We start from the raw sequence: 12706 nt of genomic DNA, 5'->3' as shown, positions 1-12706 counted from the left end.
CTTCCGTCTAAAGCGCGTCGCGTCGAAACGGATTCATGTGACGCGCTTTAGGTCTTTTGTTGATGCATGTCGTTATCTCAAAACCGCGGCCACTTTTGAGCGACATGCATTGGCGGTTTCCCGAAAGGAAGCAGACGCAGCGAGGCTATTCTAAGGCAAGAAGACGCCCCGATATCGCGCCTTTATGACAACTCGCCAGTGTCTGCGCACATTAAATCTGTGTAACGTTGACGGTCTAACGCAGACCTTCCATCTCGCGGATGCGCTTGGCGCCTTCTGCTTCCAGTTGCCTTGTGACGGCTCCGATCAGTGTTTCGGCGACGACGAAGAGGGCTGCCGAAGAGTCCCATGCCGACGGCACCGCGGTTCGTCCGGCAATGACGTGGCGGGCAAAGCGGGCGATCGGCGACAGCCACTGGTCGGTGAACAGCACGATCTGTACGCCGCGCTGATGTGCCTTCTCGGCGAAACGGAGGAGGCTGTCCTGGTAGCGCCTGATGTCGAAGATCACCAGCACGTCGCGCTTGCCCATGTCGATTAGCCGGTCGCGCCACATGCTTTCCTGGCCGGCGAGGTGAAAGACCTCGGGCTGGATGATGGCGAGGTGGGCGGCCATGTAACGCGCCAGCGGATCGGTGAAGCGGCCGCCAATCAGGAAGGTCTTGCCGCGTCGGTCGGCAAGGCGGGCGGCGATGTCGGCGAGCTGCTTGTCGGACAGGTGCCTGAACGTCTCGCGCATATTGTCGAGCGTCGCTTCCAGCATCGGTGAGGCGGTGCCGCCGCCGGGCGAGGGCGGGTTGAGCGTCCTTATCGCCGGCGATTGCAGCTGCGCCGCCAGTTCGTCCTGCAGGCTCGACTGGAATTCGGGGTAATTCTGGAAGCCGAGCCGGGCAACAAAGCGCAGGATCGTCGGCGAAGAGACGCCTGCCGCGGCCGAGAATTCGGCAACCGTCTTGAGCCCGATCATCGGATAGCTGGCGATCAGGGTCTGGGCTGCGCGCCTTTCACTGGCCGGCATCGTGCCGACGCGGTCGGCGATCAGTTCGGCAATGCTGGAAATCATCTTTTCCCCGCCCCCGGAGCGGAATGGTTAAAACCATCCGGCTCCGTCTGTTTGTCTTGGCTGCATTTCCGCGACGCCGGGTGATTCCACCTGGCTGCAAAATGCTTCGGCCCTGTCCACTGCCTTTTCCGAAATCGCATTTGACAAAGCCGGGTAAACTGTATGAAATCATCCATAGGGACGCAATGAGACAAAATACGTAACATACGATACAGCGCTCCCCGGGGACGGCAGACTATGGAGCAAGCACGGCCCGCCAGCCTTGCATCGTCTGATACCGTGAGGGTGACCAACCCCGGCGGATCGAGCCCTTTCGTGCTGACCTGCGATCACGCCTCGAATTTCCTTCCGGCCGAATTCGGCACGCTCGGCCTCGCCGCCGAGGACCTGTCCCGTCACATCGCCTGGGATCCCGGTGCGCTGCCGGTTGCCCGCCGCATGGCCGAGGCGCTTGACGCGACGCTGGTCGAAACCCGCATTTCGCGCCTCGTCATCGACTGTAACCGTCCGCTCGATGCGCCCGATCTGGTGCCGCCGGTCAGCGAGACCACGGCGATACCCGGCAATACCGGCCTGTCGGACAAGCAGCGCGCGGCCCGTGTCGCGCTGTCATGGCAGCCGTTTCATGCTGCCATCGAGCAGATTGTCGACGGCAGGCTGGCGCGCGGGCAGGAAACCCGCCTGGTTTCCGTGCATTCCTTCACGCCTGTCTACAAGGGCCGCAACCGGCCCTGGCATGTCGGCATCATTCACGACGAGGACCGCCGGCTGGCATCGCCTTTGATTGGCGCGCTGAAACGGCTTGCCGGCGTCACCGTCGGCGTCAACGAGCCCTATTCGCCTGCCGACCGCGTCTATTTCACGCTGGAGCGGCACGCACGTTCGCGCGGCCTGCCGTGCGCGATGATCGAAATCCGCAACGACGAAATCGCCGGCGAGACCGGGCAGCGGAAATGGGCGGATCTGCTCACGGGTATTTTTTCGGATCTGGAGCCACAGGGGGCCGGACACGCCAGATCGCATAAAGTCGGAAAGTCAGTTCAATCGGCCAGCTAAGAACCAACAGGGGACTTCCAATGGCAGCACCGGGATATACTGAAGTTGACAAGGCGGAGGACGTAAAGGCCCTCCACAGCATGGGTTACGCCCAGGAACTGGAGCGGCGCCTCAGCCGCTTTTCAAATTTCGCCGTTTCCTTCTCGATCATCTGCATCCTTTCGGGCGGCATCAATTCGCTGGCCCAGGCAACCTCCGGCGCCGGCGGCATCGGCATCGGCATCGGCTGGCTGGTCGGCTGCTTCGTGTCACTGACCTTCGCGGTCGCTATGTCGCAGATCAGTTCGGCCTATCCGACTGCCGGCGGCCTCTATCACTGGGGTTCGATTCTCGGTAACCGCGGCACCGGCTGGGTCACGGCCTGGCTCAACCTGCTCGGCCTGATCACCGTGCTCGGCGCCATCAATGTCGGCACCTGGACGTTCTTCGTCGGCGCCTTCGGACCGGCGCTCGGCATCGAGGGCACGCTGACCAACCAGATGATCTTCCTGGTCATCATCACCGGCGCCCAGGCACTGATCAATCATCTCGGCATCAAGCTGACGGCGAAGCTGACCGACTTCTCGGGTTATTTGATCTTCTTCGGTTCGATCCTGATCGCGGTCGTTTGCCTTCTCTCCGCCGAGACCTGGGATTTCAGCCGGCTGTTCACCTTCCACAACTACTCCGGCGATGCCGGCGCCAGCGTCTGGCCGTCGGTTTCGAATGCCTGGGTGTTCGCACTTGGCCTCTTGCTGCCGATCTATACGATCACCGGCTACGATGCTTCCGCGCACACCTCCGAGGAAACCATCAAGGCAGCCTCCTCGGTGCCGCGCGCCATGGTCATGTCGGTGATCTGGTCGGCCGTCTTCGGCTATTTGTTCCTGGCCGCCTTCGTGCTGATGATCCCGAACATGGACGACGCCGCCAAGCAGGGCTGGAACGTGTTCTTCTGGGCCTTCGACCAGCGCGTCAGCCCCGGTGTCAAGGAGTTCGTGTACCTCGTCGTGTTCGTCGCGCAGCTTCTGTGCGGCCTCGCAACCGTGACCTCTGCCTCGCGTATGATCTTCGCCTTCTCGCGTGACGGCGGCCTGCCGGGTTCATCGGCACTCGCCAAGGTCAGCCCGACCTACCGCACGCCGGTGGCGGCGATCTGGACGGCGTCGATCCTGTCGGTGCTGTTCGTCTGGGGTTCGACGCTGGTGTCGGTCGCCGGCACCTCGGCCTACACCATCGTCGTGTCCTGCACCGTCATCTTCCTGTTCCTGTCCTTCACCGTGCCGATCGTGCTCGGCATGCTGGCATGGGGCACACCGAAGTGGGACAAGATGGGTCCGTGGAACATGGGCCGCGGCGTCTTTATGCTGTTCGCCTTCCTGTCGATCGTGTCGATGATCCTGATCTTCGTCATCGGCATCCAGCCGCCGAACGATTGGGCGCTCTACATCACCGTCGGCTTCTTCATCCTGACGGCGATCGTCTGGTTCGCCTTCGAACGGAACCGGTTCCAGGGTCCGCCGCTCGGCGACATCATCGCGGCGCGTCAGGCAGCCATCAAGGCGGCGGAACAGGCCGTCGGCGAAACTGGTCACTGACATCAACCATCCTGGCCATGGCCGGCATCGCGCCGGCCATGGTTTTGTCTAACCTGTTCAAAGCTCAAGCGCTGGAGTGCCAAAGGAATGGCCGGAAATTCCTCGTTCGATCAGTTGAAGAAAGCGGTCTCCAGTGGCGAGATCGACACGGTGCTGGCCTGCATCGTCGACATGCAGGGGCGGCTGGCGGGAAAACGGTTCCTGGCGCAGTATTTCGTCGATTCCGCGCATGACGAGACGCATGGCTGCAACTATCTCCTGGCCGCCGACATCGATATGGAGCCGGTGCCCGGCTACAAGGCGGCGAGCTGGTCGAAGGGCTATGGCGATTTCGTCATGAAGCCGGATCTGGCGACGCTGCGGCGCATTCCGTGGCTGGAGAAGACGGCGCTGGTGATCTGCGACGTGCTCGACCACCACACGCATGACGACCTGCCGCATTCGCCGCGCGCCATCCTGAAGAAACAGGTCAAGCGGCTGACGGAGCGCGGCTATATCGGCTATTTCGCTTCCGAGCTCGAATTCTATCTGTTCAACGAGACCTACGATTCCGCCCGCAAGAAACACTGGCAGGGTCTCGACACCGCTTCGCCTTACATCGGCGACTACCAGATCGGCATCACCACCAAGGAAGAAGGCGTCATGCGCCGGCTTCGCAACGAGATGGAAGCGGCCGGCATCCCGATCGAGAACTCCAAGGGCGAGTGGGGCCCAGGCCAGGAAGAGATCAATGTGCGCTATGCCGAAGCGCTCGACATGGCGGACCGCCACGTCATCCTGAAGAACGGTGCCAAGGAGATTGCCGAGTCCGAAGGCAAGGCGATTTCCTTCATGTCCAAGTACAATTACGGGCTGGCCGGCAATTCCAGCCATATCCATAATTCGCTGTGGAGCGCCGACGGCAAGACGCCGCTGTTCTTCGACAAGAAGGCTGACTGGTCGCTGTCGGCGCTTGGCCAGCAATGGGCGGCGGGACAGCTGAAATACGCCAAGGAATTCACCTGGTTCCTGGCGCCCTACATCAACTCCTACAAGCGCTTCCAGGCAGGCACCTTCGCGCCGACCAAGATCATGTGGAGCGAAGACAACCGCACCGCCGGCTTCCGGCTGTGCGGTGAGGGCACCAAGGGCATCCGCATGGAATGCCGCATCGGCGGCGCCGACCTCAACCCGTATCTCGCCTTTGCGGCGCTGATCGCCGCCGGCCTTGCCGGCATCGACGAGAAGCTGGAACTGCAGCAGCCGTTCGTCGGCGATGCCTACCAGGCGTCGCGTTTGCCGGAGATCCCGAAGACGCTGCGCGACGCCACCGAGACGCTGGCGAAATCGAAGATGCTCAAGCAGGCGCTCGGCGAGGACGTGCTCGAACATTATGTCCACACCGCAAAGTGGGAGCAGTTCGAATACGACCGCCGCATTACGGATTGGGAGCTGCACAGGGGGTTCGAGCGGTATTAAACTAACCGGCGAACGTTGGCGCCGCCTCTCACCCTACCCCTCCCGTCAAACACGGGCAGGGGATGCCCGCGCCGGAGCACTTCCCCCGTCACCATACGAGGCGAAGGTGCCGGGCAGGCGGACGAGGGCGCCGCCAAGCCACAAGATTTTGTTGTAGAATGCGAGGACTTACAAAATGACCGAGACGGTCAAACTCAAATCCCCCATCGATGGCTCGATTCACGCCGAGCGGCCCGTGGCAACGGACCAGGCGATCAATGCCGCGGTCGAGCGCGCCAAGGCGGCGCAGGAGAAATGGGCCGAGACGCCGATCGTCGAGCGCGGCAAGTACATGCTGGCGATGCTGGAAGCGCTGGTCGCGATGACCGACGAGATCGTGCCGGAGATCGCCTGGCAGATGGGGCGCCCGGTGCGCTATGGCGGCGAGTTCGGCGGCGTCAAGGAGCGCACCAACTACATGGTCGAGATCGCCGAGGCGGCGCTCAAGGCCGTGCCGGCTTCCAACCCGAAGGACGGCTTCCGGCGTTATGTAAAGAAGGACCCGCTCGGCGTGGTCATGGTGATCGCGCCGTGGAACTATCCTTACCTCACCGCGGTCAACACCATCGTTCCGGCGCTGATGGCCGGCAACGCCGTCATCCTCAAGCATGCGGCGCAGACGCTGCTGGTTGGCGAGCGCTTCCAACAGGCTTTCGACAAGGTTGGCCTGCCCAAGGGCGTGTTCCAGAACGTCGTGCTCAACCATGCGCAGACCGAGAAGCTGCTCGGTTCGGGCAAGATCGACCACGTCAATTTCACAGGGTCGGTCGGCGGCGGCCGCGCCATCGAAAAGGCGGCGGCCGGTACCTTCATGACACTCGGCCTCGAGCTTGGCGGCAAGGATCCGGCCTATGTGCTGCCTGATGCCAAGATGGATCATGCGGTCGCCAATCTGGTCGATGGCGCCTTCTACAATTCCGGCCAGTGCTGCTGCGGCATCGAGCGCGTCTACGTGCACGAAAGGGTCTATGACGAGTTCGTCGAGGGCTTCATCGCCGAGACCAAGAACTACGTCGTCGGCAATCCGCTCGACCAGGCAACGACGATGGGGCCGATGGCGCAGGCGCGTTTCGCCGACCTGATCCGCGAGCAGAAGGCCGAAGCGCTGCGCAAGGGCGCGGTGGCGCACATCAACATGAAGGTGGCCAATGACAAGGCCGGCTCGCCCTATCTGGCGCCGGAAGTGCTGACGCAAGTCGACCATCAGATGAGCGTCATGCGCGAGGAGAGTTTTGGGCCGATCGTCGGCATCATGAAGGTGTGCAACGATGAAGAGGCGATCGCGCTGATGAACGACAGCCCTTATGGGCTGACCGCTTCGATCTGGACCCGCGATACAGAGCATGCCGTCGCGATCGGCAACCGCGTCGAGACCGGCACGGTGTTCATGAACCGCTGCGACTACCTCGATCCGGCCCTGGTCTGGACCGGCGTCAAGGACACCGGCAAGGGTGCTGCCCTGTCGGCCATCGGCTATGACAATCTGACCAGGCCGAAGTCGTTCCACCTGCGCGAAGCCATCTGATTTTTTCGAAAGACAAAAAATGTCCAAGCTGATCTCCAAATGGAACTACCCCACCACCGTCCGCTTCGGCGCCGGACGCATCAAGGAACTGCCTGAGGTGTTGGCGGCTACCGGCATCAAGCGGCCGCTGTTCGTCACCGATCCCGGCCTGGCGAAACTGCCGGTCGTTGCCTCGACCCTGAAGATCCTCGACGATGCCAAGGTCCCCTACGGCGTCTTTTCCGAAGTGAGGCCGAACCCGGTCGAGTCCAATCTGACCGCCGGCATCGCGGTGTTCAAGAAAGGCAAGCATGACGGCGTCATCGCTTTCGGCGGCGGCTCGGCGCTCGATCTCGGCAAGCTGATCGCCTTCCAGGCTGGCCAGACGCGGCCGGTTTGGGACTTCGAGGATGTCGACGACTGGTGGACGCGCGCCAATTCCGACGCGATCGCGCCGATCATCGCGGTGCCGACCACAGCCGGTACCGGATCGGAAGTCGGCCGCGCCGGCGTCATCACCAATGAAGCGACGTACACCAAGAAGGTCATCTTCCATCCCAAATTGCTGCCGGCCATCGTCATTGCCGATCCGGAACTGTCGGTCGGCATGCCCGGCTTCATCACCGCCGGCACCGGCATGGATGCGCTTGCCCATTGCCTCGAGGCCTATTGCGCGCCGGGTTACCATCCGATGGCCGACGGCATCGCCGTCGAAGGTGTCCGTCTGGTCTTCGAGAACCTGCCGAAGGCCTATGCCAACGGCAAGGATCTCGTCGCGCGTGCCCATATGATGAGCGCCGCCGCGATGGGCGCCACCGCCTTCCAGAAGGGGCTGGGCGCCATCCACTCGCTGTCGCATCCGGTCGGCGCGCTGTACGACACCCATCACGGCATGACCAATGCGGTGTTCATGCCCTATGTGCTGGCCTTCAACAGGGACTCCATCGAGGAGCGCATCGGGCGGCTTGCCGCCTATTGCGGCATCAAGGGCGGCTTCGACGGCTTCGCCAAGGCGATCATCAAATTGCGTAGGGAACTCAAGGTGCCACATGCGCTGCCGGGCCTGATCAAGGGGCTCGACATGGACAAGAAGCGCAAGGGGCTCATCGCCGACATGGCGGTGGTCGATCCGACCGCAGGCGGCAACCCGGTCAAGCTGACCAAGAAGGCGGCCCTGACCTTGCTTGAAAACGCTATCGCCGGCACGGTGTAAGACGGTTTTCTTGTTGAAGATTGATCTGGAAAAATCAGGGCAAACCAAGGGGGAAGGGATGAAACACATGGCAGAAAGTAATTAGCCGGAAAAATAAGTGATGGCTAATTGCTACAGCCGGTTAAAAAGAGTTAACTTTTCGCGCTGCGAGCAGCCGGTTTCACAAAGCTTTCATCTGGCTGTCACATGAAAACGATACCGGATCGCAGGCGTCCAACGGCGTCAGTTCAACGGAGAGAACACATGTTCAAATTCACGGGGAAAGTACTTTCCCTTTCGGCCGCGACCCTGATGGTGTCGTCGGTGATTTCGTCCGCGGCTTCGCTGGACGATCTCGTCAAGGCCGCCAAGGCCGAAGGCCAGCTCACCACCATCGCCTTGCCACATGACTGGTGCGGCTACGGTGACGTCATCGCCGGCTTTAAGGCGAAGTATCCCGAAATCACTGTCAACGAACTCAACCCCGATGCCGGCTCCGGCGATGAGGTCGAGGCAATCAAGGCGAACAAGGACAACAAGGGTCCGCAGGCGCCTGACGTCATCGACGTCGGCCTGTCCTTCGGCCCGTCGGCCAAGAAGGATGGTCTGATCCAGCCTTACAAGGTGTCGACCTGGGACTCGATCCCCGACAGCGCCAAGGATGCTGAAGGCTACTGGACTGGCGACTATTACGGCGTGCTGTCCTTCCAAGTGAACAAGGACATCGTCAAGGAAGCTCCCGCTGACTGGGCCGATCTGCTGAAGCCGGAATTCGCCAACACCGTCGCACTGGCCGGCGATCCGCGCGCGTCGAACCAGGCTATCCAGGGCGTCTATGCTGCTGGCCTGTCGTCGGGCGCCGCTGCTGGTGAAGCCGCCGGCACTGCTGGCCTCGACTTCTTCAAGAAGCTGAACGCCGCCGGCAATTTCGTCCCGGTCATCGGCAAGGCCGCGACCCTCGCCCAGGGCCAGACTCCGATCCTGATCACCTGGGACTACAACGCGCTCGCCGGTCGTGACACGCTGAAGGGCAACCCGCCCGTCGACGTCGTCGTGCCGAAGACCGGTGTCGTTGCCGGTGTCTACGTGCAGGCGATCAGCGCTTACGCGCCGCATCCGAACGCTGCCAAGCTGTGGCTGGAATACCTTTATTCCGACGAAGGCCAGATCGGCTGGCTGAAGGGCTATTGCCACCCGATCCGCTTCAACGACCTTGCCAAGAACGGCAAGATCCCCGCGGACGTGCTGGCTAAGCTGCCGCCGGCCGAATCCTATGCCGCGGCGGTGTTCCCGACGCTGGACGAGCAAGCCAAGTCCAAGGAAGCCATCACCAAGAACTGGGATGCGGTCGTCGGCGCCAACGTCAAGTAACCAATACCATGCCGGGCGGCCTTGAGGTCGCCCGGTCTCCTTTTCTCGAAGACGGTAGCCGGCGCATGACCGATATCCCAATGTCAGACCACGCTGTCACCGGGAAGACCGCGCCTCCCGCCGAGGCACGCAGCATGAGGCTGCCGACGCAGTGGTTCGGCGTTGCCCCCTTCTTCATCTTTGCCATCATGTTCCTGATCTTGCCCACGCTCTATCTGATGCTGGGCGCTTTCCAGAATGATGCGGGTGAGTTCACCTTCGAAAATATCGCAGCACTGGCGCAGCCGTCGATCGTTGCCGCCTACTGGATTTCGATCAAGGTCAGCCTTGCCTCATCGTTGATTGGTGCCTTCGCCGGTCTCGCCATCGCCATCGCGATCGTGCGCGGCGGTCTGCCGGAATGGATACGCTCCGCAACGTTGACCTTCTCCGGTGTCGCTTCCAATTTCGCCGGTGTGCCGCTGGCCTTCGCCTTTATCGCCACGCTCGGCCGGCTTGGCCTTGCCACGGTGATCCTGAACACCTTTTTCGGCCTCAACATTTACGCTCACGGCTTCAACATCCTGTCTTTCTGGGGGCTGACGCTGACCTATGTCTACTTCCAGATCCCGCTGATGGTGGTGATCATCGTGCCGGCAATAGACGGCTTGAAGAAGGAGTGGGGCGAGGCCGCCGCGACACTCGGTGCAACCATGGCGCAATACTGGCGCATGGTGGTCATTCCGGTGATCTGGCCAAGTTTCCTTGGCACGGTCATCCTGCTGTTCGCCAACGCCTTCGGCGCCATCGCCACCGCCTATGCGCTGACAGGCTCGTCGCTCAATATCGTGCCGATCCTGCTCTACGCGCAGATTCGCGGCGACGTGCTGCATAATGCCCATCTTGGCTACGCGATCGCCTTCGGCATGATCTTCATCACCGGCCTAGCCAATGTCTTCTATATTTGGTTCCGGACCCGTTCCGAGAGGTGGCTCAAATGAAGTCGGGAAAGTTCTGGGCCTGGGTCGTCTTCGCGCTGGGCGCGGCCTATTTCTTCATCCCGCTGATCGCGACGGTGGAGTTTTCCATGCGCATGCGGCGTGGGGCGTACTCCTTTGACGCCTACAAGGTGGTGTTGGGCGATCCTCGCTTCCAGGCGACGTTCGGCTATTCAGTGCTTGCCGCCGTATTCACCATCATCCTCGGCGTGCTGATCGTGGTGCCGGCCGCCTACTGGATCCGGCTGCGCCTGCCGCAGTTGCGGCCGCTCGTAGAGTTCATCACGCTGTTGCCGCTGGTCATTCCAGCCATCGTCATCGTCTTTGGCTATATCAGGATGTACGGATCGAACTCGCCGCTGCCGTTCCTGGCCAGCGACACCGGTACGAACGCCCTGCTGGTTATCGGTTATGCCACGCTTTCACTGCCCTATATGTACCGTGCGGTCGACACCGGGCTCAGAACCATCGATGTGCGAACGCTGACGGAGGCGGCGCAGATCCTTGGCGCCGGCTGGTCGACGATCATCACGCGCGTTATCCTGCCCAATGTGCTGATCGCGGTGCTGTCGGGCGCGTTCCTGACCTTCGCGATCGTCATTGGCGAGTTCACCATGGCCAGCCTGCTCAACCGGCCAGCTTTCGGCCCATATCTACAGAACATCGGCGCCAACCGCGCCTATGAGCCGGCAGCCCTTGCCATCATCGCCTTTGCCATCACCTGGGGCTGCATGTCGCTGATCCAGATCCTGTCCCGCTTCGCGCCGAGATCGGCGAACCGCCCCAATTGATCGAAAAGTACTGATCGAAAGAACAACACCATGGCCGACCCGTTCCTCTCCATCCAGCACGTGCGAAAATCCTTCGGTGCCACCACGGTGGTGGAGGATTTCAATCTCGACGTCGAGCGTGGCGAATTCGTCTCGTTCCTCGGTCCGTCCGGCTGCGGCAAGACCACCGTGCTGCGCATGGTGGCGGGCTTCGAGGAACCGACAGCCGGCAAGATCGTCGTCGGTGGCAAGGACATTACCAGGCTGAAGCCCAACCAGCGCAATGTCGGCATGGTGTTCCAGGCCTACGCACTCTTCCCGAACCTGACGGTGGCACAGAACATAGGTTTCGGCCTGAAGGTAGCCGGCATGCCCAGGGCGGACATCGATGCTCGTGTCGCCGAGATGCTCGGCATCATCAAACTGCCGCAGATGGCGGATCGCTATCCCTACCAGCTCTCGGGCGGCCAGCAGCAGCGCATAGCGCTGGCCCGCGCCATCGCGCCGAAGCCGAAGCTGCTCCTGCTGGACGAACCCCTTTCGGCGCTCGACGCCAAGGTGCGCGTGTCGCTGCGCGAGGAAATCCGCTCCATCCAGAAGAAGCTCGGCATCACCACCATCTTCGTCACCCATGACCAGGAAGAGGCGCTGTCGATCTCGGACCGCATTGCTGTCATGTACGGCGGCAAGGCCGAACAGGTCGGCACGCCGTTCGAGATCTACAACCGTCCGGCAACCAAGTTCGTCGCCAATTTCGTCGGTACGCTGAACGTGCTCGAAGGCAAGGTCACCGATGCTGCATCCGGCAAAGTGCAAGTCGACACGCAGGAAGTCTCGCTCAAGGGCAAGCTCAACGGCTCGAAGTCCGGCGACCTAAGGCTTGTTGAGATTCAGCGTGAATTTATGACGGCGGCTGCGAGATTGATGAAGGCTGCGAAGCTCTGGTCGGTTTTGTCAGCTCGCATGGCGATACGTTTGAATTCCTTGAGTTTGCAGAAGAAGTTCTCGATGAGGTGGCGCCATTTGTAGAGTTCCTTGTCGAGCGGCAGCGGAAAAGTACGACGTGAGTGCTGTGAAATAACGATCTTGGCGCCGCGCTCATTCAGATCGGCAATGATGGTGTTGCTGTCGAAGGCTTTGTCGGCGATCAAGCCGCCGAACCAGACACCATCGATAAGTGGTGCAACGCCGACCGTATCGAACCGCTGGCCGGGCAAGAGGACAAAGCGCACAAGATTGCCAAGTGCATCGGTGAGTGCCAGGATTTTGGTTGTCATGCCGCCTTTGGAGCGGCCTATGGCCTGGCTTTGAGTCCCCCTTTTGCGCCCTGTCCGTGGCGGTGGACCTTGACGATGGTGGCATCAACCATGGCGTATTCCATGTCCGGTTCATCCGAACAGGCTTCGAAAAGCCGAACGAAAACATCGGCTTTGACCCAATCGCGGTAGCGCTTAAAAACGGTGTTCCAGCTCCCGAAGAAGGCTGGAAGGTCACGCCACGGACTTCCTGTCCGCACGATCCAAAGCAAGGCTTCGATGAAGCGGCGATTGTCACCGCCACTTCGTCCGGGATCGCTTGGCTTACCCAGGCAATGCGGTTCCATCTTCGCCCATTGGGCGTCCGTCAGCACAAATCGTTCCATCCAAAGCTTGAATCACAATCCAGGCTCAGGGGGAATCCCGAATCTCAACAAGCCTTA

The 12706-nt window shown here is 61.3% G+C and carries 9 protein-coding genes and 2 pseudogenes; 9 read left to right on the top strand and 2 right to left on the bottom strand.

The window, feature by feature from the left end:
• Positions 1–235 precede the first annotated feature (235 nt).
• Positions 236–1063 (bottom strand): MurR/RpiR family transcriptional regulator, encoded by an 828-nt coding sequence (locus AC0ZT5_RS17665; protein WP_457150364.1) that lies wholly within the window; start codon positions 1061–1063, stop codon positions 236–238.
• 237 nt (positions 1064–1300) lie between these two features.
• Between AC0ZT5_RS17665 and AC0ZT5_RS17660 the strand changes: the two genes are divergently transcribed.
• From AC0ZT5_RS17660 to AC0ZT5_RS17620, 9 genes and pseudogenes are all read left to right on the top strand, one after another.
• On the top strand, positions 1301–2119 hold the full coding sequence (locus AC0ZT5_RS17660) for an N-formylglutamate amidohydrolase (protein ID WP_488497467.1): 819 nt from the start codon (positions 1301–1303) through the stop codon (positions 2117–2119).
• 20 nt (positions 2120–2139) lie between these two features.
• Positions 2140–3696 (top strand): amino acid permease, encoded by a 1557-nt coding sequence (locus AC0ZT5_RS17655; protein ID WP_477285816.1) that lies wholly within the window; start codon positions 2140–2142, stop codon positions 3694–3696.
• A gap of 87 nt (positions 3697–3783) precedes the next feature.
• Positions 3784–5154 (top strand): glutamine synthetase family protein, encoded by a 1371-nt coding sequence (locus tag AC0ZT5_RS17650; RefSeq protein WP_488497466.1) that lies wholly within the window; start codon positions 3784–3786, stop codon positions 5152–5154.
• Positions 5155–5329: 175 nt separating this feature from the next.
• A complete protein-coding gene (locus tag AC0ZT5_RS17645) occupies positions 5330–6718 on the top strand; it encodes an aldehyde dehydrogenase family protein (RefSeq protein WP_488497465.1) in 1389 nt (462 codons plus the stop codon).
• Positions 6719–6737: 19 nt separating this feature from the next.
• Positions 6738–7910, top strand: coding sequence for an iron-containing alcohol dehydrogenase (locus AC0ZT5_RS17640; protein WP_488497464.1), 1173 nt, complete (start codon positions 6738–6740; stop codon positions 7908–7910).
• A 243-nt stretch (positions 7911–8153) separates the two neighbouring features.
• Complete coding sequence (locus AC0ZT5_RS17635; RefSeq protein ID WP_488497463.1) at positions 8154–9260, top strand: ABC transporter substrate-binding protein; 1107 nt, start codon at positions 8154–8156, stop codon at positions 9258–9260.
• Between the two features lie 65 nt (positions 9261–9325).
• Positions 9326–10240, top strand: coding sequence for an ABC transporter permease (locus AC0ZT5_RS17630; RefSeq protein ID WP_425492274.1), 915 nt, complete (start codon positions 9326–9328; stop codon positions 10238–10240).
• Positions 10237–11028 carry an ABC transporter permease gene (locus tag AC0ZT5_RS17625; RefSeq protein ID WP_184876711.1) on the top strand — a complete coding sequence of 264 codons (792 nt, stop codon included), beginning with the start codon at positions 10237–10239 and terminating at the stop codon, positions 11026–11028. Before AC0ZT5_RS17630 ends, AC0ZT5_RS17625 begins: the two co-directional genes overlap by 4 nt.
• A gap of 30 nt (positions 11029–11058) precedes the next feature.
• Positions 11059–11797: pseudogene (locus AC0ZT5_RS17620) on the top strand (ABC transporter ATP-binding protein); the annotation flags it as partial.
• A gap of 172 nt (positions 11798–11969) precedes the next feature.
• Here the strand turns inward: AC0ZT5_RS17620 and AC0ZT5_RS17615 are convergent.
• Positions 11970–12610 (bottom strand): annotated as a pseudogene (locus tag AC0ZT5_RS17615) (IS5 family transposase); the annotation flags it as partial.
• Between the last annotated feature and the right edge of the window lie 96 nt (positions 12611–12706).

This window comes from Mesorhizobium sp. CNPSo 4670 (assembly GCF_057784235.1).
The sequence above is the reverse complement of the archived record's forward strand: the minus strand, read 5'-3'. Positions and strand labels throughout refer to the sequence as shown.

Excerpts from the sequence above, each read along its gene's own strand:
- AC0ZT5_RS17625 (WP_184876711.1), top strand. The coding sequence starts at position 10,237 with ATGAAGTCGGGAAAGTTCTGGGCCTGGGTCGTCTTCGCGCTGGGCGCG.
- AC0ZT5_RS17665 (WP_457150364.1), bottom strand. The coding sequence starts at position 1,063 with ATGATTTCCAGCATTGCCGAACTGATCGCCGACCGCGTCGGCACGATG.
- AC0ZT5_RS17655 (WP_477285816.1), top strand. The coding sequence starts at position 2,140 with ATGGCAGCACCGGGATATACTGAAGTTGACAAGGCGGAGGACGTAAAG.
- AC0ZT5_RS17660 (WP_488497467.1), top strand. The coding sequence starts at position 1,301 with ATGGAGCAAGCACGGCCCGCCAGCCTTGCATCGTCTGATACCGTGAGG.
- AC0ZT5_RS17635 (WP_488497463.1), top strand. The coding sequence starts at position 8,154 with ATGTTCAAATTCACGGGGAAAGTACTTTCCCTTTCGGCCGCGACCCTG.
- AC0ZT5_RS17650 (WP_488497466.1), top strand. The coding sequence starts at position 3,784 with ATGGCCGGAAATTCCTCGTTCGATCAGTTGAAGAAAGCGGTCTCCAGT.
- AC0ZT5_RS17645 (WP_488497465.1), top strand. The coding sequence starts at position 5,330 with ATGACCGAGACGGTCAAACTCAAATCCCCCATCGATGGCTCGATTCAC.
- AC0ZT5_RS17630 (WP_425492274.1), top strand. The coding sequence starts at position 9,326 with ATGACCGATATCCCAATGTCAGACCACGCTGTCACCGGGAAGACCGCG.
- AC0ZT5_RS17640 (WP_488497464.1), top strand. The coding sequence starts at position 6,738 with ATGTCCAAGCTGATCTCCAAATGGAACTACCCCACCACCGTCCGCTTC.